This window comes from Neobacillus notoginsengisoli, from assembly GCF_003515685.1.
In the GTDB taxonomy this organism is placed as follows: Bacteria; Bacillota; Bacilli; order Bacillales; family Cytobacillaceae; genus Bacillus_D; species Bacillus_D notoginsengisoli.
The window spans coordinates 26,716-46,282 of record NZ_QWEG01000015.1; the positions used below are offsets into that span (position 1 = coordinate 26,716).

The following is a 19,567-nucleotide window of genomic DNA, read 5'->3' on the forward strand; positions in this document are numbered from 1 at the left end:
CAATTATGTCTAAAAAAACATTATACTTTTTATGTACAGGCAACTCGTGCCGCAGTCAGATGGCTGAAGGATGGGGGAAGCAAATTCTAGGGGAGGAGTGGGAAGTAAAGAGTGCTGGCATTGAAGCCCACGGTGTGAATCCTACTGCAATAAAAGCAATGAAGGAAGCTGGAGTCGATATTACCAACCAGACTTCAGATATCATTGATCCCGAAGTTCTACATAATGCGGATTTTGTGGTTACACTTTGCGGAGATGCGGCTGATAAATGCCCGGTCACCCCTAAACATGTGAAACGTGAGCACTGGGGATTTGATGACCCTGCAAAAGCTGAGGGAACAGATGGAGAGAAGTGGGCTTTTTTCCAGCGGGTTCGGGATGAAATCCGTGACCGTATCAAAAGGTTCGCTGAAACCGGTGAGTAGTAATCCAGAAAGCCAAGAGACGTTCTCTTGGCTTTCGCTTCAATTTAATATACTAATTCTTCTCGGCTGAACAGCATACCGGTTGTTCAGGCTCCTTACAGCAGTCCGTCTTTTCTTCCTTTACTTCCTCAATTTTCACATGACAACAGCTTGATTCTTTGCCGGTTTTCTTGAAAGAATTAAACATTCCAATCCTCCTCCGATTTTACTGTTTTAGATAAGGTAAAAGATAAAGCCAGAAATAGTGGACATTGCGACAACGGACAACACGAACATCACAACAAGTTCTTTCTTAAAGATTGACTTTAGAAGAATCACTTCTGGCAGGCTCGCTCCAGCAGAACTGATGAGCATGGCCATCACCGGTCCCAATGCCATCCCCTTCATAATCAGGATTTGAGAAATAGGGATCATGCTGGAAAGCCTAATGTACAATGGAATGCCGACTATGGCAGCCAAGGGGATAAGCCACCAGTTATCCCTTCCAAAGACAGAGGAAATAAATTCGGTTGGAACCAATCCGTGAATGACGGCACCGATGGCAGCCCCTATTACAAGATAAGGGTATACACTTTTCATAAGGTCTAATGTTTCTTGCGCAGCTAATTTTAGATTGAACTTCTTTGAGTTTTCCTCATAACCTGACATAACCACATTTTTCACATATTTTTCGGCACCCATGAACTCAAGGACAAAGCCGATAATAATAGAAAGGAAAGAGGTCAAAACAGTATAAATGACGCTCACCTTCCAGCCTAGAACAACTCCCATTATGGTTAAAATGGTCGGATCCAAGACGGGCGATGAAAATAAAAAGACCATCACAATTCCAAACGGCAATTTCCTTTTCAGCATATTGACAACAACAGGAATCGTTGAGCAAGAACAAAAGGGAGTAATGAATGCGAATAGAACGGCGAACATAGCCCCGATGAATTTGTTTTTTCCAGCCAGCTTTTTCTCAATCTTTTCATAGGGGATAACCCCTTGCAAAAGACTGATGGCAAAAGAGATGACAATAAACAATAGAGTTAATTCAGCAGCGATAGACAAAAAACTTTTTAACATATCAATCCACATACGCAATCCCCCACTTTAGCAAACACAGGCGCGGCCGCATGTTGAAGGCATAACGGGTTTGCGGCTGAACCATCTTTTAAAGACGGATTTCACTTTACTCTCTTTTTTAATGCCCTGGTATTTCCAAGCTTCCCTCGCCATTTGCTCAATCTGTTCTTGTTTCAGCTGAACTAATAAATGTTCAATGTACATCGTTTACTCCTCCTATATCAAATAAATTTGATTTATCAATCAAAAAAAATGATGAATTTGATAAAAAATTAACAAGAAGATGGACGGAAAAGGCAGCAAAGTTCTTCGGATAATAAATGGTTAATCTCTTTTTGGTTCAGCATGTAATAACTCCAAGTGCCTTCAGTTCTCTTAGTAATGATTCCAGCATCCAAAAGGATTTTTAAATGGTAGGACAACCTGGATTGAGCCATTTCCATTAATGGCGCAAGATCACAAACACACATCTCGCCTTTTTCTGTAAGGATGTTCATAATTTGCAGTCGTTTCTTATCCGCAATAGCCTTAAACTTAGTCTCATATACTTCAAATAGCTTTTCCGTCGAAACATCTTTTAGAGAAATTTGCAAATCCATTCTTTCACTTCCTTTATCAAAAATACTTGATGTAAACATCATATATCCAAGATTTGCTAAAGTCAATCCTAAAATCAAAAAAAGTTGATGTGTTTTTCATTCTAATTCCATATCGTTTTAGCATGAACTTTTCTAAGAGAGCATACTGTGTTAATGGTACCGACTTTTTGGAAAGGAGGAGATGGTTTGTACCCGCGAGATTATCCAATTCATTTTACCCCAATCAAATCTTATCAGCCTTTTCATAGTGTGTTTGATCCTTGTCCGCCAATTGGAAGTAAATTTTATCGAACCCCACCTCATATATATATGACTTTTCAGCCGCCAAATCTGGAACAATTCCCGCCTTATGAGGCTTTAATGAAAGGAACCCTCTGGAAGCCGTTGTATGATTTTTACGAAAATCCTTATAAAGAGAGGAAGGCTTAATTTGGCCAAGCAAATTGATGATGAATACTATCAATTAATGAGACAAATTCAGGCAGCGGATTTCGTTCTGGTCGAACTTACACTTTACCTTGATACCCATCCGGATGATGAAAATGCGCTACAGCAATTTAAACAGTATTCCGACTTTTCCAGAAAAATAAAGCAGGAGTTTGAACAGAAATATGGTCCTTTGCTGCAATTCGGTGTCAGTAACAATCCAGGTCCCCGCTGGGATTGGGGAAGCGGCCCTTGGCCATGGCAGGTGTAAGGAGGATGTAACATGTGGGTTTATGAAAAGAAACTGCAATATCCTGTTAAAGTGAGTAAATGCAATCCAACCTTGGCAAAATATCTAATTGAACAATATGGAGGGGCGGACGGCGAACTCGCAGCAGCACTCAGATACTTAAATCAAAGGTATACAATTCCCGATAAAGTCGTCGGCCTGTTGACCGATATTGGGACGGAAGAGTTCGCCCATCTTGAGATGATTGCGACCATGATCTATAAGCTTACAAAAGATGCCACTCCCCAGCAGCTTAGAGATGCCGGGCTTGGAGATCATTACGCCAACCACGATGGGGCCTTATTTTACAATAACGCGGCAGGAGCGCCATGGACCGCCACATATATTCAGGCAAAAGGGGATCCGATTGCGGACCTATATGAAGATATCGCCGCAGAGGAAAAAGCGAGGGCGACTTATCAATGGCTGATTGATATTTCCGATGATCCGGACATTAATGATTCATTGAGATTTTTAAGGGAACGGGAAGTCGTTCACTCCTTGAGATTCCGTGAGGCTGTGGAAATGTTAAAAGAAGAGCGGGATAGAAAAAAGGTGTTTTAGGAATTATTTCTCGGGAAACTGGCTGCTGAATATGCCGCCTGTTTTTGTTATTACCCTGAATAGTTATAAATGCTGGGTAATGCTAAGAAGCGCGGGCAATCCCGCGCTTTACTTATCTATACTAATTGCAAAATAATTACTATGACTCTAATTGTTTTTGAAACAATTCTTTTTCAAGCCGCTTCAAGATGCTCTTTGCAAAAAGCCGGCAGCGGGGGATATCACTTTCTTGCGGAGCCAGTTCAATCTTCAAGGTCGCAGCTAAGGTACTCTTCACGTATAGCATATCCCTGAACGCATCAACCGCCCCGCAAAAACTAGGATAGAAGCTGTCTCCGGTGCCGGCAACACCAGTAATAATAGACTTGGTATTTTGCTGTTCGAAAGCATCATAAAGTGGCTGCATGCTTGCAGGAATATCTCCATTACCCCAAGTATAAGTCGCGATTATAACAACATGAAATCTTTCAATTTCAGAAAAAGGAAACTTACTTATATCATATAGAATAGGAAACTGGCCATTTTCTTCAAAACATGAGCATAGGTGTTCCGCCAGATCCTTTGTATTGCCAGTCACGGACGTGTAGATAATGGCAATATTATAATTCATCAAACCCATTTGACTGTGTTACCTTTGTATACGTCCGTGACTTTTGTTCGAAAAAATCAGACTTTGTTTCGTTTATCATCTCGTCACTGAACACTTGAATCCAAGGCATGGGATTATTTTGATCTTCATATAGATTTTTTAAGCCGAGCTGGCGAAACCGCTTATTTGCCAAGTACTCAACATACCCGTAAAACTCCTCAAGATTGATCCCGTTTATTTCTTTAAGAATTTCGCTCGCCCATTCCTTCTCCAATTCAACCGCCTGTCCAATTGCATCATATATATACTGGATGTTCCTCTCTGTATGAAGTTCCGGATTTTCAGCGAGAAGAATCCTGATAAATTGTGAAATGAAATAAGCATGTTGCATTTCATCCCTTTGAATATAGCTGATCATCGTGCTTGTCTTGACCATTTTTTGCTGGCGGGCAAGATTATAAAAGAACGCGAACCCAGCGTAAAAGTAGATGCCCTCCAATATGATCGAATTGATACCCAGTTCGAATAAGTGCTGAGGAGTAGGGTTTTGGCGGAATTGGTCATATGCATGCAGGATTACACAGTTTCTCTTTTGCACAATCGGATCGGCCTTGGCTTCATTGAATCGTTTGTTCTGCTCGCTTAATGGCACAAGTGAGCTTAAGACATACGAATAAGATTCATTATGGACGGCTTCCTGTTGGGCAATGACCGCAAAAATGGCTTTGAAGCTGGAATCCGTTACATAATCCATCACTTGGCTCATCGTCGGTGTCTGCAGGCTGTCCAGGGAAGCTAGCTGTGTATTGACCCTAAGGAAAATATCCTGTTCTACTGGCGAAAGGGAATCCCATTGTTTAATATCATCCTGCATGTTGATTTCCTGCGCCTTCCAAAAGTTTGATAGGAGCGTTTGGTATAAATCATACATTTGTGGATGGGCAATATCATTCCAATTGAGCAGGCCGGACGATTCGCCCTGAATAATTCCCGTTGAACGATTTGGTTCCGCATGGTTGAATAATTTGCTCTTTTGTAAAGGTGAAACTGTCTTCATGTTTTTTTATTCTCCTCTCAAGTCTAGCTGTGGCAAGCTTCGCATTCCTGGATTTCTTCTTGTGAAGTGCTTCGCACATAGTAGGTTGTTTTCAATCCTTGCTTCCATGCCTCTAAATGAAGTTTCAATAAATCTTTTGCTTTAATATCGTGCCTAACGTATAAATTAAAGCTGATCGATTGGTCGATGTGGCGCTGCCGCCTGGCGTTTTGGCGAATGCTCCAGGCCTGGTCCAGTTCGTGCCTAGCCCTCCGGTAGAAGTTATAAGTAATATGGTTTAAATCGGGAGCCGTCACCTTGAATTTAAAGTTTTTCTTTTCCTCCGCGTATTCAACCGAGTACAATGGGTCAATTCCATCTGTGGAACCGCCGATTTTCGCTGTTGAAGAGTTGGGGGCGACCGCCATCAGCCAGCCGTTACGGATACCATATTTCCGGACATTCTCTTTTAGTTCCTCCCATCGTCCTGAACTATAGCTTTTACGATCAAAATAGCGGCCTGTTTCCCATTCCGACCCGATAAAATGGCGATATTGGCCTTTTTCTTTTGCGAGCTCCATTGAAGCCCGGATTGTAAAGTAAGCAATATCTTCATAAAGTTTATCCGCATAATCGACAGCCTCATCGGTTTCCCAATGGATATGCTTGAGGGCAAGAAGATGGTGCCATCCGAATGTTCCAAGGCCAACCGCCCGGAAGGTTTTGTTTGTTAGGTGTGCCTGTCCGACCGGAATATTATTTAAGTCGATGACATTATCGAGCATCCTCACCTGTATTGAAATCAATCTGTCAAGAACCTCGGCTGGCACTGCTTTTGATAGATTAATGGATGAAAGATTGCAGACGACGAAATCTCCTGGCCTCCGGACAATCACAACGTCCCCATCTTCATTCACATACTCTTTCACAATGGTAGTGGGGGACATATTTTGAGCAATTTCAGTACAAAGGTTGCTGCAATAAATAGACGTCCTTCCTTCTCCGGCCAGATGCTTGTTCGGGTTCTGCCTATTGACTTCATCCCGGTAAAACATATAAGGAGTCCCCGTCTCCAGTTGGGCCACCATGATCCTTGCCATAATATCCATTGCCCGGTACGTCTTCCGAGGGAGAAGCGGGTTGCTGACAGCCTCAAGGTATTTCTCAGTGAAGAGCTTTTTACCCTCTTCATCATAAAAATCCTCCAGGCCAAGCGGGTGCCCGTCTTCATCCCGCCAACCCATAAGCTGCTTTACTTGATGGGGGCAGAAGGTGTGCCATTCGCCAATGCTTTTTCCGTTCTCATCGGTTTCGAGCAGCTTTTGCATGAACAGGTCAGGGATGGCGATGCCCGTAAAAATATCATGTGCCTTTCTGCGTTCATCTCCATTATTCGTTTTTAAATCGAGGAAGCCATTCATGATGTCCTTGTGGAAAATATCAAGATAAATGGCGATGGCGCCCTGCCTTTGCCCAAGCTGGTCGACACTTACGGCCGTATCATTTATTAGCCGGATCCATGGAACGACCCCCGAGGACATCCCTTTAAATCCTTTAATATCTGAACCAAGAGCTCTGACTTTTCCAAAATAAACACCTATGCCGCCACCATTCTTGCTAAGGCGCGCGATATCCCAATTGTTCAGGTAGATTCCATCAAGGGAATCATCGACGGTATCAATAAAACAGGATGACAGCTGGCCATAGCTTTTCCCTGCATTTGAAAGGGTAGGGGTTGCAACGGTCATGTATAAATGGCTCATTGCCCAATACGCTTCTTTTACAAGTTCAAGTCTTTTCGCCCTATCCTCAAAAATCATCAGGGACATGGCAATAATCATAAACCGTTCCTGCGGAAGTTCATACAATCTCCGTTCGTAATCCCTTGCAAGATATCGATCCGCAAACAAAAACAATCCTATGTACGTAAAAAGCTTATCTCTTTCCGGATTGATTTCACGGGAAAACTCATCAATTTCTTCCTTCGAATAGTTATCAAGCAAGTCAGAGGAATAGATTTTCCTTTCTGTAAGTGAAGTTATCAAGTTGTAGAAGTCCGCATATTTTTGCCGGGAATCATAACCCCTGTTATCCGCGGCCTCCTGATATAATTGCTCAAGATAAAGCCTGGTGGCCACAAATGTCCAATTTGGCTGGTCAATAGCAATGTTATTTAAAGCGTAAAACAATGCCTGCTGTTGCGCTTCATTTTCTGATGCTTTGGATTCCAGAAGTTTATTTTCGATTTCTGACATATCCAGCCCGTATTCCGCTGATACAGCTTTCAAAATTTGCAGTGTGCATAATTGCCGCTCCTTTAGTTGTTTACTCAACTCTCATCCCTCCAAAATAAAAAATCCGCTCAAGTAATTGAGCGGATGAAACGATCACATCAAAAGGCGCCGAGATAGGAATACATACATGAACGAGCCTTCTGATTGCCATCGTTTCATCTTCCCAATCCCCGAAGAAGTGAAACATCTCAAGAAAGGACAGGTCTCCTGACTTATGCGTCATCCTACTTTGAACCCTTCCCTTACAGGCACCTTTTCTAAAGCACGTTGTAAAGTGGTTTGTTCATTTCGTCTGCATTTACAGTTGCGGGGGCAGTTCTGGTTTTGCACCAGATTCCCTATTAAGCCTACTGGCATCCTATCTCAAGGCAATACTATATATGGTTGTAATAAAAAGATTTTCTATCAATATATTGATTGTGTTTCCTATACTAGCTGATTCAGTTCTAGTTGGCAAGCAAAAACAAAATAGAAATTGAAAAGGGATAGCCAATGCTATCCCTTTTTCATTGGAGTTCCGATTATTTTTTGCTGCTTTTGCTTCTAGGCATCCTCGCTGAATTTATCAAGCATTGTAATCGTATCAACCAAGTGGTTGTTGAAAATCTGCCGTGCAACTGCCAGAAGTTCAATAATTAAAGGATCGCGTAATGAGTAAATAACACGGTTGCCGTCTTTCGTTCCGGTCACAATGTTTTTTGATCTTAAAATCATCAACTGCTGGGAAACCGCCGAGCCTTCGCTGCCGACAAGGCTCTGGATTTCATTCACGCTTTTTTCGCCTTCTCCGAGCAGCTCAAGGATTCTGATCCTTAAAGGATGGGACATGGCTTTAAAAAAATCCGCTTTAAATTTTTGCATTTCAAGATCCAAATCGTTTCCTCCTATACCCCGCTAATTCGTAAGGGCCTGTCTTTGTTCGCCTGCCTTTTGTTTGATTGCCGATAACATTTCGCACTCCCTGAAGGCGAAATGCTTACACCCGAAACATTCATGCTTATTCACTAGCTTCAATGCGTAATCAATAGCTTCCCCTGTATGTTCAAAAAAGTGTTTCTCACCTATGACATCATACAGGCCAGTTTTAATTAGAAGTTCTTTGGGGCCGGGCTTTATTCCGGTAATCAACACTTGCCCATGAACCGAGAAGTCTTTCACAATGCTAGATAAGTGCGCTTCTCCGGTTGTATCCATAAACGGGACTTTGCCAAGCCTTAAAATTAATACCTTTGGCTTATAGTTTATTGTATTTAGTATCGTTTGTTCAAATGTTTGTGCCGCACCGAAAAAGAGCGGGCCTTCAATACTGTACATGCTGATTTGCGGGCAATCGTGTGAATTGGCTGCCGAAGGCGATTTTATTGCTTCAAGCTTATTGTCGTCGTTCGGCAAAACTTTTGCCGTAACGAGGGCTTCACTCATCCTTTTTGTAAAGATGATTACCGCCATCAGCAGGCCCGCCTGCACTGCAACAGTCAGATTGACAAAAACAGTCAATAAAAAAGTCACCATCAAAATAATTGAATCAAGGGTTTTTGTTTTGAGTACATTGACAAATACAGTCCGTTCACTCATGTTCCAGGCAACAATCATCAGAATTGGCGCCATGCTTGCCAAAGGAATTTTGGAAGCATAAGGGGCGAAAAGCATTAGCACAATCAGAACGGCGAAACCATGGATGATTCCTGACATAGGTGATACCGCGCCGTTTTTAATATTTGTTGCCGTCCTTGCAAGGGCTCCTGTCGCGGGAATCCCGCCAAACAAAGGGGCAATAATATTGGCGACACCTTGTCCCATCAATTCTTTATTGCTATTATGCCTGCTTCCTGTCATGCCATCCGCAACCACTGCAGATAGGAGTGATTCGATTGCTCCAAGAATGGCAATAATAAATGCCGGCTTAATGAGTAGCTGAATTTTCTCAAAAGTAATTACAGGCAGCTGGAATTCGGGCAGGCGGCTTGGAATATCGCCATACATCGAGCCAATGGTTGCAACATGGCCCGGATATAAATACGTGGCCACGAGCGTAGAAGCAATCAGGCCAAGGAGCGGGCCGGGTACTTTAGGAAACAATTTCGGCGTAAACAAGACGGTTACAAGACAGATTGCCGCAGTCGCAATACTGAACATGTTCATACTTTGAATATGCAGGTAAATTTCCCGCAAATTGTTAAAGAAGTACTCATGCCTTTCGACTCCTGTCAGACCAAAGAAATTCGGGATTTGCCCTACAAAAATGATGACTGCAATCCCTGCCGTAAAGCCAATCGTGACAGGCCGGGGAATAAATTTAATCAGTGATCCAAGTCGGAAAACGCCCATTAAAAATAAAATAATTCCCGCAAGAAATCCAGCTATCAGAAGATTTTCAAAACCATATGTCATCACAATCCCGAACAAAATCGGAATGAATGCACCAGTTGGGCCGCCAATTTGATACTTGGAGCCGCCAAGTAAAGAGATGAGGATTCCCGCAATAATGGTTGTATAAATACCATATTCCGGTTTTACCCCCGATGCAATTGCAAATGCCATCCCGAGAGGAATGGCGATAATGCCGACGACAATACCTGATACGAGGTCTTTTTGCAGCGAGGTGAGAGAATAATTCTTAAATCTTTCGTCAAAAGCAAATCTGCGCAGCACAATGACACTCCCTTATTATTATAATATTTATATATTTGATTATTTGAATATAGATACCACAATATACAATTCTACTCTTTTTAGCAGGTAAGTCAACAGTTTTAGTTTGGATTTATATTACAATTTAAGACAATGGTGGTATTCTGTATATAAAGAGCCAGGAAATAAAAGGGGAGGTTATTTCATTGCTGATTGAATATATTGCGACCACGATAGAGGATGCGATCCTTATTGAACAATCCGGGGCGGACCGGATTGAGCTGGTTTCCGCTTTGACTGAAGGCGGACTGACACCTAGCTACGCTTTAATTGAAGAAGCGGTTAACCGTGTGAACATTCCGGTAAATATCATGGTCAGGCCCCATAGCCAGTCGTTCGATTATTCAATGGAAGATATTTTGGTCATGAAGAGAGATATTCAAATGATCAAATCAATTGGTGCGAATGGGGTTGTATTAGGTGCACTAACAGAAGAAAATGAAATCTGCCGGCATACTTTGGAGGAGTTGTTGGTCGAATGTAAAGGATTGGATGTGACGTTCCACCGGGCAATTGATGAAACAGCCAATCCGAGCCAATCGGCGCATCTTCTGTCCGAATATAAAGAGGTAACTAGTATATTAACTTCAGGCGGGCATGGGGACTTTTCAGAGCGGCTTAAGGTGATCAGCGAGATGAAAAAAATGTCTGGGCATATAGACATTTTGGTTGGAGGCGGATTAAATAAGGGGAATATTCTTTCAATCCATTCAAGGGTAGAGACGGGGCACTATCATTTTGGGACAGCAGTACGGAAAAATAACAGCTCGGTTGCCGGAATTGATTTGCAGGCGGCGAAGGAATTGAGCCGTATGCTAAAAGGTAATGTATACTAAAAGGAGACTGGTTTAAAAGCCGGTCTCTTTTTGGGGGATAAATTCGATTTGTGGATACAGTTTTCTTTTTTTTGTCTTTGTTTAGAAGGCATGGATCTTGGTACGGCTCGCCTTTTCCAAATCGCGAACCAATTTATTCATCAAGCTCTTGACTGATCTTCTGGTTAACCGGACTAGCATAGACAGCCACACCTAATCCAAGGGAAGAGGCGGTAACAGGAAGAATAATGAGAATGCGTTTTGCCAATCTTAACCCTCCAACCATTTGCTGATACTTTATTTTATCAATAAGTTTATAGTGGAAATCAATGAAGATATGTACAAAAAGGGAAACAATAGAAAGCTGCTCCAAAAGTACCATTTATCGGGTTTTGGAAACAGCTTTTTTCCAATAAGTAAGTTTGCACTCACATCTGAAAATTTCAGGAGTGCATTTTTGAAAAAATAGTCGCTTTTTATTCGTATCTCCTCATATTTCTATTAAAATATTTCACGTTAGAAACATCATTTTTTTCCTCAAAAGCTACTGGACTCCTTTTGCCTGTAAGACTTTCAAGCCTTTTGACTGCTTCTTCAAACTCTTCCGAACTCATTTGCTTTGTAGCTAATAAAGAAGTTAATAAGGCAAACGCAATCGCGGTTGTATCAACATGGACATCTATCTGAATATCTACATCGGAATTCCCGCTTTGGCCAATACTGTTCAAATTCTCATTCTTTATTTTCACCGAATCTTCCACAACTGAACGTGAGGTTGAATCATTCACATTGTCGGTGGAGTTCTCTAAAACATTATGATTCCTGGTGGTCCGCCGTCCAGAAAGAGAATAACGCCTTCTAGGTTTTCCGTTGTATTCTTCCATTCCTTCACCACATCCTTTAAAAGGTGGGGCTGCTAACCCCACCCTTAAGTTTAATGCTTAAATATCAACATCGACGTCTACGTCTTGGTCCTGCTCGTTATCCTGATCCTGTTCGGAACGAACCCGAGAAATACTGCGGCTGTTAAGAGTAATATCCACTCGTGAATTGCCGGAATTTGTTACGACAGAACGGGCAATATTCGTATTCCTGTCAACGTTGCGGACATCTGCTTCCGCTTCTGCTTCAGACCTGTTTCGCACATCACTTTCGAAATCTGTATCGATATTCACATCGACATTAACGTCTTCATTTTCTCTGCGGTTTCGATTCCTTTTGTTGCTCATAAAATATGCCTCCTATTATTCGCTATTCATTTAAAAATGATTCCGAACATGGAGTGGATGATGAAGATAGCTAACGCCTTCTACCTTCTACATCAACATCGATATCCACATCTTGGTCCTGTTCATTATCCTGATCCTGTTCGGACCGAACCCGGGAAATACTGCGGCTGTTAAGAGTGACATCCACTCGTGAATTGCCGGAATTTGTCACAACAGAACGGGCAATATTCGTATTCCTGTCAACGTTGCGGACATCTGCTTCCGCTTCTGCTTCAGATCTGTTACGCACCCTATTTTCGAAATCTGTATCGATATTCACATCGACATTAACGTCTTCATTTTCTCTGCGGTTTCGATTCCTATTGTTGCTCATAAAATATGCCTCCTATAATTCGCTTTTCATTTGAAAATGATTACATGATTCTGAAATTGATGGTGGAACTACTTAACGCCTTCTACGTTCTACATCCAAATCAATATCAATATCCTGGTCCTGTTCGTTATTTTGGTCTTGTTCGGAAACGACTCGGGAGTTGCTTTTGGTATTCAGTCTTAGATCAACCCTCGAATTGCCGGAATTAGTTACGATTGTCTTTGCGATATTTGTATTTTTGTCGGTATTCCGCACGACTGCATCTGCATCCGCCTCTGCAGTATTCCGGATGTCATTCTCGAATTCGTTATCAATATCAACATCAACACTTACGTCGGTATTGGATCTGCGTCTATTGGAATTCCTGAAAGAATTCTGGTTTCCGAATCGGTCGAATTCTCTGTCGCTCATTTTAGTCCACTCCTTTCTCTCATACTTACTAGCTAGCTTATTCGCACAACTATCATTGGACTAGACGGATGAAGGAGGACAAATACCCGTTTTTCCTGGCAAAAAAAATATGTTTATTGTTTGACAATCAAACGCCCATTTGAATATCATATACTCAAACGATTATTTGAATGTGGGGTGCTTCCGTGACTCAGCATGATATATGTGAAGTTGCTTCAGTAGATAAACAGAAAGTGGATCATATTAAAGATAAGCTTCAAAGGCAAAGTACTGACGGGGTGGCGAAAATTTTCAAGGCTCTTGCTGATAATACGAGAGTGCGAATCGCCTATGCCTTATCCATTGAGGAGGAGCTTTGCGTTTGTGATGTCGCCACAATTGTCGGCTCATCCGTTGCAACAGCTTCCCACCATTTGCGGACTCTCCGGAGCCTGGGTATTGCAAAGTTCAGGAAAGAAGGCAAGCTCGTCTATTATTCTTTAGATGATGACCATGTAAAGCAGCTCATTGAAATAGCTTTTGAACATCACGAGGAGGTGGCCGGACGTGGCTGAAGCGAAACAGACTTACCGTATTCAAGGACTATCATGAGCAAGCTGTGCCGCAAAGTTCGAAAAGAACGTTAAACACCTGGATGGTGTTTCTAATGCTGCTGTTAATTTTGGCGCTTCGAAAATTACTGTATATGGCGATACGTCCATAGAAGAGATTGAAAAAGCGGGTGCATTTGACAGGCTTAAAATTGTTCCTGAAGAAGCCCCCTTAGAGAGTATTCAGAAGCGGCCGTTTTTGCAAACATATGCGCGGGTCCTTGTTTCATTGGCATTTATTATTATAGGTTATGCTTTTCAGTGGTTGAATGGGGAAGAATCCCCTTATACAATTTTGCCCTTTTTGGTAGCCATTGTAATAGGTGGTTACCGGTTATTTAAAACAGGCTTCAAGAACCTGTTAAAATTGGAATTTGATATGAGAACGCTGATGACCATTGCGATTATTGGCGCTGCCATTATCGGGGAATGGAGTGAAGGGGCTGTTGTTGTCATCCTGTTCGCCATTAGCGAAGAGCTCGAGAAATACTCGATGGATAAAGCCCGGGCATCGATTCGTTCGTTAATGGATATTGCGCCTAAAGAGGCTATGATTCGCCGGAACGGGGAAATGAGCGAAATCCCTGCTGATGAAATAGAAATCGGTGACATCATGATTGTAAAACCTGGGCAAAAACTGGCGATGGACGGGGTAGTCGTAAAAGGGCATTCCTCAGTCAATCAGGCGGCTATTACCGGTGAATCGGTACCTGTTGAAAAAAAGGAAAATGATGAAGTCTTTGCAGGGACGTTAAACGAAGAAGGGTTGCTGGAGGTTAAGGTGACAAAGCTTGTGGCGGATACGACGATCGCCAAAGTGATTCACCTTGTTGAAGAAGCCCAGGCGGAACGGGCGCCATCCCAGGCCTTTGTAGACCGTTTTGCAAAATATTATACGCCGATTATCATGGTGATTGCCGCGCTCGTTGCCATTGTTCCTCCGTCATTCTTTCAGGCGGATTGGGATACATGGATTTACCAGGGGCTTTCTGTCCTTGTTGTTGGCTGTCCATGTGCATTGGTTATTTCAACACCTGTTTCAATTGTCACGGCAATCGGCAATGCAGCACGGAACGGGGTTTTAATGAAAGGCGGCATTTATCTCGAGGAAACCGGGTCTCTGAAGGCGATTGCGTTTGACAAAACAGGCACGCTAACAAAAGGGATTCCCGCAGTAACCGATTTGTTGGCATTTAAGGGGCAAAGTGAACAAAGTGTCCTCGCCATTCTGGCCGCTTTGGAATATGGCTCCCAGCACCCGCTCGCTTCTGCCATACTGAAAAAGGCTGACGAACTTGGGCTTCAGTTCAAAGGGAAAGAAGTCGAAGGGTTTACATCGTTGACCGGGAAAGGCATAAAAGGGAGGATTGGCGGGGTGGACTACTTTGCCGGAAATCCGGCACTCATTTCAGAGGTGTGTGCTGAAAAGACCGATGTTCAAATGGAGGAGAAAATCGCTTCTCTTCAGAAACAGGGAAAAACAGTCATGATGCTGTGTACTCCTAGCGAGATTCTATCCCTGGCGGCTGTTGCTGATGAGGTGAGAGATAGCAGCCAGGAAGTCATTTGCAGGCTTCATGAAATGGGCATTAAAAAGACGATTATGTTGACAGGGGATAATAAAGGAACAGCCCGTGCGATCGGCAGCCAAGTTGGGGTGGCTGAAATTCAATCGGAGCTGCTCCCTCAAGATAAACTTACTTTTATAAGGAATTTACGAAACGAATACGGAAAGGTTGCCATGGTTGGGGACGGGATTAATGATGCTCCCGCACTTGCTGCGGCGACAGTCGGGATTGCGATGGGAGGAGCAGGAACGGACACGGCTCTTGAAACAGCAGATATCGCTCTAATGGGAGACGATCTAAGAAAGCTTCCTTTTGCGATAAGGCTGAGCAGGAAGGCACTGACAATCATTAAGCAGAATATTACCTTCTCGCTTGCCATTAAACTCGTTGCACTCCTTCTTGTTATTCCAGGATGGCTGACACTATGGATTGCGATTTTCGCCGATATGGGTGCTACGATTATCGTGACACTAAATGGCCTGCGGCTCTTAAATGTAAAAGAAAAGTAGCCGTTTTCAGGGGGATGCTAATGAATAGCAAATGGAATAAGGTTATTTACAAGCTATGGGCACCAATATATGATCTGTTTTTTGCTAAAGGGCCATTTAAAAGAGCGCGGGAGTCAATCTACAGCTCTGTTCGATTCGCTGAAGGCGACCGGGTCTTGTTTGTCGGAGTTGGCACAGGGGCAGACTTCATGCATATTCCTGTTTCCGAATTAACCGTCACAGCAATCGATTATTCAAAGGATATGCTCGCAAAAGCAAAGGAGAAGGCAGGAGGGCAATTGATCGACTTCCTTGAAATGGATGCCCAGCAACTGGACTTTCCTAATGATTCCTTTGATTGGGTGATTGGAAGCCTGATCTTGTCTGTTGTTCCTGATGGGGAGAAAGCCCTTGAGGAAATGGTTCGGGTCGTAAAAACAGAAGGCCATATCTTGATATTTGATAAATTTGTACCAAAAGAGGGAAGCCAGAACATTTTTAAGAAATTAATCAGGCCGGTGGTCCGCCTACTGGGGACGGATATAGGTCTTTCTTTTGAAAAAATCATGGGAGTTTCAAGAAACAGGGTAAGGATTAAGGAGGACTCAGGCATCCTGTTTAACGGGATGTACCGGAAAATTGTCCTGCAGAAGAAGTAGGGGTTCCGAAATGGCTTTTTAAACTCGAAGAGTGAAATAGAGAATAACAGCTGGGCAGACACTGGGGAAACTCAGTGTCTGCTTTTTTGATGGGTGCCGCCACATCAACACCATGAAAAAAATTTTCCTAACTGAGTTTTTGCAAAACAAAAAGGCCTTGATCGGCCTCAATGAATGTTTAATGGTGTGTTCGCTTCTAAATTATTTCAACCTCAACATTGAGGATTCAGATAAATTCAATTGATAGACTAATTCACTCAATGCGATGGTGACCAGATCCCTTTCAGAATAGTTGAAGGTGTCCATAGGAGAGATACTGTGTAGTTCAGCTAACTTTTGTCTAATTTGCTCACACATCCAAAGATGATAGTCTGAAAGCTCAACCTGTTTTAGCAAAAGGTAATCCCCCCTTCCAATCCTCCCCGAAAAGCCAGTAAGGATTTCAGCCTGCCATATGATAATGACTGGAATCCTCCTTTAAAAATTGTCGTGAAATCAGTCTGCTTTTTAGGAAGTGTCATTTGATTTTTCCCCAAATCAGAGAGGGGCAAACGTGTCAAAATAGACAGAATATCAATTTCTAGCAGGGAATTTAAGGAAAGAGACTTTGGTTTCAGGCCCGCTTTTCAGACGGCCTGATATGCGTAACAAGCCCATCACAGTCTGTGATGTAAAATTGGATATCAGGATGTTCCTTTAAGTAGTGATCTTGAAGAAGCTGGTAATAATTCACTCGCTTGCTTGGATCGAACGGCAGCATTGGATATTTTTGATTGTCCTTGACATACTGGTCGACAGCATTCTGAACCATATCCATCTGTACAGGAATATGATTTTCCGCTTCTTCAAATAAATCATACGTTTCCTTAGACATATAAAATTTTCTTGAAGGAATGCCATTAAGAATATGGGCCAATTGAGTGAAGTCTATACTATTGTCATCATTGACCAGAATGGTCCTGTAAACCCCTTTTGGCAAATCATCAGAAAATTTCCGGACAGCTTTTCTTACTTCATCAAGTGATACGTCAATCTCCTGCCATTTCCGCTCAGGTTCCGTAACCGCAACTTGTTTTTTCTTTTCTTTTTTTTCGAGAAAGGAGCCTGGTTTAAAGTACTTAATCGCCATGGCATAAACAGAATATCCCCCTAGCGCCAGGCCGCCAGCAAGTCCAATGAGAGTGAAAAGTGGATAGACATCAATGCGCCCATCAAGGTAAGCACCTGATTTATAACCTATGAAAATTGATACCGCAAGGGTGACAGCAAAGACCATGTGGAGTGATAACGCTTTCATAAGAAAATCAGTGAATTCACTCCATTGCTTTCCGCTCAGATTCTTGGCATCCTGCAGATATTCAATCACTTCGGTCTTCAATTCCTCCGACACATTGTTCTCCTTCAAAAAGGAATCCACATACTCTTTCAAAGGTCTATTCTCATTTTTTAATAAACATGCTGATTTTTCAATATTTCCTCTCTTATAATGAACAAAAATCATGTGTTCCTCAAGTGCCAATTCGATGTCTTCATTCACCCTTCCGTAAGTTTTTGAGAATTTCCGCTTCATGTCAAGCCCCCCAGTGCTCGTTATGGCCAGGGTGGATTCTCCTAGCGTCATCTTTAGCATTGTGAATGATTTCCCTGGCTTCTAATCTGGTTTTTTCAAATAGAGCGCGTGCTTCTTCTTCGCTCTTTGATCTGATCTTCCTGGCCTCTTGTCTGGCTTGGGCCACAAGACCGTTTTGTTCAAGAAGCTTTTGCTCAGCTTCTTGTTTATATAGCTCCGCAAGCATAAGTTGCTTCCCAATATAAGTTTTCCTCTTTTCCAGCACAGCTATAAGCCGGGACATGACGAATTTTTTTATCAGGAATACGAGGATGGTAAATATCAATGCCTGGTAAATCATTGTTCCGAGTGATACAGGGATACCGAGAATCTCAAAATCCCCCATTTTGCTATCCCCTTTCATGTGATTTTATGAGCAATATAGACCATGGTCAATGTAACAAAAATATACGCCTGAATTGCACCGATGAATAGACAATAAGCCTGCCAGATCAAAAGCGGTACTGCAGCGAAAAGTGCGGGAAGAAAACCATTGACAATCGTTCCAGTTAAAATGACAAGCATGACTTCACCGGCATAAATATTTCCGTATAGACGGAGACCTAGGGTGAGCGTTGTGCAAAATTGCTCCAAAATATTAATAGGAAGAAATGCTTTGAACGGTTTGAAATAACTTGAGAAGTAATGTTTGAATCCATGCAGGCGGATATCTATGAAGTGAGTATAAGCAATGATCATGATGGCAAGCGTCATGGTAACGTGAGCGTCTGCTGTGGGGGATTTCCACCATGAAACTTGATGGGCGTCTCCAGTAACAAGGGAGAAGGGGATGCCGAGACTGTTGGAGATGAATAAATACAGGAGCAGCGAGACGCCGGTAGAAAGAATAAATAAGTTTTTTGAGGCACCAATTGAATGGCCCATGATGCCCTGGACAAATTCAATTGCCCATTCCATAAAATTCTGGACGCCGGCTGGAACCCGTTCATCTATATGCCTGATTGACAGCATAGCGATGAGGAAAACCAGAACTGATGCGATGGTACTGGTTAAAATGATTGATAAATCAAAGGTGATGCCTAGCCATGTGATTAATGGCCTGTCATAATCCATGATTCCCTACCCCTTTCTGTAGAATAAGTAAAAGGAGTGTACCTGTACGGCGAAGTACATTCCTTATGCACGCACATTTTACGTTATATTTAACAGATAAGGCAATGAAGGTGGGCAATAGGTCTTTATATCTATTTTATGAACTATTTATTTTAATTGTAACACTATTCGAAAAACTTTTGTGAAGAACTTCGGAACTTTTTTCCGAAAAAGTGAAAATAAAAAAACCGGGGAAATTCATAACGAATTCCCCCGGTTTGCATATTGCTTACTTGGGCTAATTTAATAGAAAGGTTTCCTCTTCATATCTAACGGCTAATTCTTTCAACACTTCATCAAAAAACAAATAAGTTTTTGTGTCTTCAAAAAACCAGCGATCATTTTCCTCTATGAAAAAGATCAGTCCGTTCATTTCTTGTGTGAAGCTGGCATTTACAGGTGTTTCTGCAGAGAAAGCGAGACTGTATCCTTTATGTTTTTGTCCGAAGCCTGCGTATTGAGGGAATAACCGGATGCTGAAGGGAGCATTTATTTCAAACTCTTTCGAAAACCAGTGAATTGCTTTCTCATCTAGAGATAGGAACATTTTTGCCACCAGCCTTTTTTAAGTATTTAAATCCGGGCATTGTCTGCCTGATTATAAGATACTCCGATTCCGCCATCATTTCTATGATATTATTCACACGCAGATAGGTTTAAGGGGAAGTTCATGAATCGTTCACGTTTTTGCTTCAATTAACAGTTTTCTTTATTTTGTAACATTCATATAG

27 protein-coding genes and 1 riboswitch are annotated in these 19,567 nt (G+C 42.3%); of the genes, 8 read left to right on the forward strand and 19 right to left on the reverse strand.

Going from position 1 to position 19,567, the window contains the following annotated elements; genetic code table 11:
* Nucleotides 1–5 precede the first annotated feature (5 nt).
* A complete protein-coding gene (gene arsC / locus D1B31_RS19765) occupies nt 6–425 on the forward strand; it encodes an arsenate reductase (thioredoxin) (protein WP_118923670.1) in 420 nt (139 codons plus the stop codon).
* A 52-nt stretch (nt 426–477) separates the two neighbouring features.
* On the opposite strand, the gene D1B31_RS25080 is transcribed toward arsC, so the two are convergent.
* The 4 genes from D1B31_RS25080 to D1B31_RS19775 form a co-directional block, all read right to left on the reverse strand.
* Nucleotides 478–612 (reverse strand): hypothetical protein, encoded by a 135-nt coding sequence (locus D1B31_RS25080; RefSeq protein WP_275670733.1) that lies wholly within the window; start codon nt 610–612, stop codon nt 478–480.
* A gap of 26 nt (nt 613–638) precedes the next feature.
* Complete coding sequence (locus D1B31_RS19770; protein ID WP_118923672.1) at nt 639–1,505, reverse strand: permease; 867 nt, start codon at nt 1,503–1,505, stop codon at nt 639–641.
* 15 nt (nt 1,506–1,520) lie between these two features.
* The gene (locus D1B31_RS24450; RefSeq protein WP_158587623.1) at nt 1,521–1,697 is read right to left on the reverse strand and encodes a hypothetical protein; all 177 of its coding nucleotides are present in this window, start codon (nt 1,695–1,697) and stop codon (nt 1,521–1,523) included.
* Nucleotides 1,698–1,765: 68 nt separating this feature from the next.
* Entirely contained in the window at nt 1,766–2,092 is a 327-nt protein-coding gene (locus tag D1B31_RS19775) for an ArsR/SmtB family transcription factor (protein ID WP_118923674.1), read from the reverse strand.
* Between the two features lie 153 nt (nt 2,093–2,245).
* Here D1B31_RS19775 and D1B31_RS19780 point away from each other — a divergent pair, with 153 nt between their 5' ends.
* The 3 genes from D1B31_RS19780 to cotJC are packed head-to-tail and all read left to right on the forward strand — an operon-like array spanning nt 2,246 to nt 3,371.
* Complete coding sequence (locus D1B31_RS19780) at nt 2,246–2,521, forward strand: spore coat associated protein CotJA (protein WP_118923752.1); 276 nt, start codon at nt 2,246–2,248, stop codon at nt 2,519–2,521.
* A 1-nt stretch (nt 2,522) separates the two neighbouring features.
* Nucleotides 2,523–2,789 (forward strand): spore coat protein CotJB, encoded by a 267-nt coding sequence (locus tag D1B31_RS19785; protein ID WP_118923676.1) that lies wholly within the window; start codon nt 2,523–2,525, stop codon nt 2,787–2,789.
* A 12-nt stretch (nt 2,790–2,801) separates the two neighbouring features.
* Nucleotides 2,802–3,371 (forward strand): spore coat protein CotJC, encoded by a 570-nt coding sequence (cotJC, locus tag D1B31_RS19790; protein WP_118923678.1) that lies wholly within the window; start codon nt 2,802–2,804, stop codon nt 3,369–3,371.
* A 139-nt stretch (nt 3,372–3,510) separates the two neighbouring features.
* On the opposite strand, the gene D1B31_RS19795 is transcribed toward cotJC, so the two are convergent.
* From D1B31_RS19795 to D1B31_RS19815, 6 genes are all read right to left on the reverse strand, one after another.
* Nucleotides 3,511–3,981, reverse strand: a complete 471-nt coding sequence (locus tag D1B31_RS19795) for a flavodoxin domain-containing protein (RefSeq protein WP_338036496.1) — start codon at nt 3,979–3,981, stop codon at nt 3,511–3,513.
* A complete protein-coding gene (locus D1B31_RS19800) occupies nt 3,971–5,017 on the reverse strand; it encodes a ribonucleotide-diphosphate reductase subunit beta (RefSeq protein ID WP_118923682.1) in 1,047 nt (348 codons plus the stop codon). The genes D1B31_RS19795 and D1B31_RS19800 overlap by 11 nt, the downstream gene beginning before the upstream one ends.
* Nucleotides 5,018–5,040: 23 nt before the next feature.
* Nucleotides 5,041–7,251 carry a ribonucleoside-diphosphate reductase subunit alpha gene (locus D1B31_RS19805; protein WP_118923754.1) on the reverse strand — a complete coding sequence of 737 codons (2,211 nt, stop codon included), beginning with the start codon at nt 7,249–7,251 and terminating at the stop codon, nt 5,041–5,043.
* Between the two features lie 70 nt (nt 7,252–7,321).
* The gene (locus D1B31_RS24455; protein WP_158587624.1) at nt 7,322–7,513 is read right to left on the reverse strand and encodes a hypothetical protein; all 192 of its coding nucleotides are present in this window, start codon (nt 7,511–7,513) and stop codon (nt 7,322–7,324) included.
* A riboswitch (cobalamin riboswitch) is annotated at nt 7,471–7,666 on the reverse strand. It overlaps the preceding gene by 43 nt.
* A 167-nt stretch (nt 7,667–7,833) precedes the next feature.
* Nucleotides 7,834–8,163, reverse strand: a complete 330-nt coding sequence (locus D1B31_RS19810) for an ArsR/SmtB family transcription factor (protein WP_118923684.1) — start codon at nt 8,161–8,163, stop codon at nt 7,834–7,836.
* A 21-nt stretch (nt 8,164–8,184) separates the two neighbouring features.
* Nucleotides 8,185–9,942 (reverse strand): SulP family inorganic anion transporter, encoded by a 1,758-nt coding sequence (locus D1B31_RS19815; RefSeq protein WP_118923686.1) that lies wholly within the window; start codon nt 9,940–9,942, stop codon nt 8,185–8,187.
* A 185-nt stretch (nt 9,943–10,127) separates the two neighbouring features.
* On the opposite strand from D1B31_RS19815, the gene D1B31_RS19820 reads away from it, so the two are divergent.
* Entirely contained in the window at nt 10,128–10,817 is a 690-nt protein-coding gene (locus D1B31_RS19820; protein ID WP_204563046.1) for a copper homeostasis protein CutC, read from the forward strand.
* A gap of 133 nt (nt 10,818–10,950) precedes the next feature.
* Here the strand turns inward: D1B31_RS19820 and D1B31_RS24460 are convergent, their stop codons facing one another.
* The 5 genes from D1B31_RS24460 to D1B31_RS19845 form a co-directional block, all read right to left on the reverse strand.
* Nucleotides 10,951–11,178: a hypothetical protein gene (locus D1B31_RS24460; protein WP_118923688.1), complete on the reverse strand. Its 228-nt coding sequence runs from the start codon at nt 11,176–11,178 to the stop codon at nt 10,951–10,953.
* A 94-nt stretch (nt 11,179–11,272) separates the two neighbouring features.
* Complete coding sequence (locus D1B31_RS19830; RefSeq protein WP_118923690.1) at nt 11,273–11,680, reverse strand: hypothetical protein; 408 nt, start codon at nt 11,678–11,680, stop codon at nt 11,273–11,275.
* Between the two features lie 57 nt (nt 11,681–11,737).
* Complete coding sequence (locus tag D1B31_RS19835) at nt 11,738–12,025, reverse strand: hypothetical protein (RefSeq protein WP_240035360.1); 288 nt, start codon at nt 12,023–12,025, stop codon at nt 11,738–11,740.
* Nucleotides 12,026–12,095: 70 nt separating this feature from the next.
* Nucleotides 12,096–12,398: a hypothetical protein gene (locus D1B31_RS19840; RefSeq protein ID WP_118923692.1), complete on the reverse strand. Its 303-nt coding sequence runs from the start codon at nt 12,396–12,398 to the stop codon at nt 12,096–12,098.
* Nucleotides 12,399–12,470: 72 nt separating this feature from the next.
* The gene (locus D1B31_RS19845) at nt 12,471–12,809 is read right to left on the reverse strand and encodes a hypothetical protein (RefSeq protein ID WP_118923694.1); all 339 of its coding nucleotides are present in this window, start codon (nt 12,807–12,809) and stop codon (nt 12,471–12,473) included.
* Nucleotides 12,810–12,994: 185 nt separating this feature from the next.
* Here D1B31_RS19845 and D1B31_RS19850 point away from each other — a divergent pair, with 185 nt between their 5' ends.
* From D1B31_RS19850 to D1B31_RS19860, 3 genes are read left to right on the forward strand one after another with little or no spacing between them, the layout of a single operon-like run.
* Nucleotides 12,995–13,363, forward strand: a complete 369-nt coding sequence (locus tag D1B31_RS19850) for an ArsR/SmtB family transcription factor (protein ID WP_118923696.1) — start codon at nt 12,995–12,997, stop codon at nt 13,361–13,363.
* Nucleotides 13,356–15,476, forward strand: a complete 2,121-nt coding sequence (locus D1B31_RS19855; protein ID WP_240035361.1) for a heavy metal translocating P-type ATPase — start codon at nt 13,356–13,358, stop codon at nt 15,474–15,476. Before D1B31_RS19850 ends, D1B31_RS19855 begins: the two co-directional genes overlap by 8 nt.
* A 20-nt stretch (nt 15,477–15,496) precedes the next feature.
* A complete protein-coding gene (locus D1B31_RS19860) occupies nt 15,497–16,114 on the forward strand; it encodes a class I SAM-dependent methyltransferase (RefSeq protein WP_118923698.1) in 618 nt (205 codons plus the stop codon).
* A gap of 613 nt (nt 16,115–16,727) precedes the next feature.
* Here the strand turns inward: D1B31_RS19860 and D1B31_RS19870 are convergent.
* From D1B31_RS19870 to D1B31_RS19885, 4 genes are all read right to left on the reverse strand, one after another.
* The gene (locus D1B31_RS19870) at nt 16,728–17,684 is read right to left on the reverse strand and encodes a DUF3939 domain-containing protein (protein WP_118923702.1); all 957 of its coding nucleotides are present in this window, start codon (nt 17,682–17,684) and stop codon (nt 16,728–16,730) included.
* A gap of 1 nt (nt 17,685) precedes the next feature.
* On the reverse strand, nt 17,686–18,069 hold the full coding sequence (locus D1B31_RS19875) for an ATP synthase F0 subunit B (RefSeq protein ID WP_158587625.1): 384 nt from the start codon (nt 18,067–18,069) through the stop codon (nt 17,686–17,688).
* A 14-nt stretch (nt 18,070–18,083) separates the two neighbouring features.
* The gene (gene atpB, locus D1B31_RS19880; RefSeq protein WP_118923706.1) at nt 18,084–18,797 is read right to left on the reverse strand and encodes a F0F1 ATP synthase subunit A; all 714 of its coding nucleotides are present in this window, start codon (nt 18,795–18,797) and stop codon (nt 18,084–18,086) included.
* 277 nt (nt 18,798–19,074) lie between these two features.
* Entirely contained in the window at nt 19,075–19,392 is a 318-nt protein-coding gene (locus D1B31_RS19885; protein WP_158587626.1) for a HesB/YadR/YfhF family protein, read from the reverse strand.
* Nucleotides 19,393–19,567: the final 175 nt, after the last annotated feature.

Bases quoted from the DNA above. Each gene is read 5' to 3' on its own strand.
- arsC (WP_118923670.1), top strand. From the start codon at position 6: ATGTCTAAAAAAACATTATACTTTTTATGTACAGGCAACTCGTGCCGC.
- D1B31_RS25080 (WP_275670733.1), bottom strand. From the start codon at position 612: ATGTTTAATTCTTTCAAGAAAACCGGCAAAGAATCAAGCTGTTGTCAT.
- D1B31_RS19770 (WP_118923672.1), bottom strand. From the start codon at position 1,505: ATGTGGATTGATATGTTAAAAAGTTTTTTGTCTATCGCTGCTGAATTA.
- D1B31_RS24450 (WP_158587623.1), bottom strand. From the start codon at position 1,697: ATGTACATTGAACATTTATTAGTTCAGCTGAAACAAGAACAGATTGAG.
- D1B31_RS19775 (WP_118923674.1), bottom strand. From the start codon at position 2,092: ATGGATTTGCAAATTTCTCTAAAAGATGTTTCGACGGAAAAGCTATTT.
- D1B31_RS19780 (WP_118923752.1), top strand. From the start codon at position 2,246: ATGGTACCGACTTTTTGGAAAGGAGGAGATGGTTTGTACCCGCGAGAT.
- cotJC (WP_118923678.1), top strand. From the start codon at position 2,802: ATGTGGGTTTATGAAAAGAAACTGCAATATCCTGTTAAAGTGAGTAAA.
- D1B31_RS19795 (WP_338036496.1), bottom strand. From the start codon at position 3,981: ATGAATTATAATATTGCCATTATCTACACGTCCGTGACTGGCAATACA.
- D1B31_RS19800 (WP_118923682.1), bottom strand. From the start codon at position 5,017: ATGAAGACAGTTTCACCTTTACAAAAGAGCAAATTATTCAACCATGCG.
- D1B31_RS19805 (WP_118923754.1), bottom strand. From the start codon at position 7,251: ATGTCAGAAATCGAAAATAAACTTCTGGAATCCAAAGCATCAGAAAAT.
- D1B31_RS24455 (WP_158587624.1), bottom strand. From the start codon at position 7,513: ATGACGCATAAGTCAGGAGACCTGTCCTTTCTTGAGATGTTTCACTTC.
- D1B31_RS24460 (WP_118923688.1), bottom strand. From the start codon at position 11,178: ATGGTACTTTTGGAGCAGCTTTCTATTGTTTCCCTTTTTGTACATATC.
- D1B31_RS19830 (WP_118923690.1), bottom strand. From the start codon at position 11,680: ATGGAAGAATACAACGGAAAACCTAGAAGGCGTTATTCTCTTTCTGGA.
- D1B31_RS19835 (WP_240035360.1), bottom strand. From the start codon at position 12,025: ATGAGCAACAAAAGGAATCGAAACCGCAGAGAAAATGAAGACGTTAAT.
- D1B31_RS19840 (WP_118923692.1), bottom strand. From the start codon at position 12,398: ATGAGCAACAATAGGAATCGAAACCGCAGAGAAAATGAAGACGTTAAT.
- D1B31_RS19845 (WP_118923694.1), bottom strand. From the start codon at position 12,809: ATGAGCGACAGAGAATTCGACCGATTCGGAAACCAGAATTCTTTCAGG.
- D1B31_RS19860 (WP_118923698.1), top strand. From the start codon at position 15,497: ATGAATAGCAAATGGAATAAGGTTATTTACAAGCTATGGGCACCAATA.
- D1B31_RS19870 (WP_118923702.1), bottom strand. From the start codon at position 17,684: ATGAAGCGGAAATTCTCAAAAACTTACGGAAGGGTGAATGAAGACATC.
- D1B31_RS19875 (WP_158587625.1), bottom strand. From the start codon at position 18,069: ATGGGGGATTTTGAGATTCTCGGTATCCCTGTATCACTCGGAACAATG.
- atpB (WP_118923706.1), bottom strand. From the start codon at position 18,797: ATGGATTATGACAGGCCATTAATCACATGGCTAGGCATCACCTTTGAT.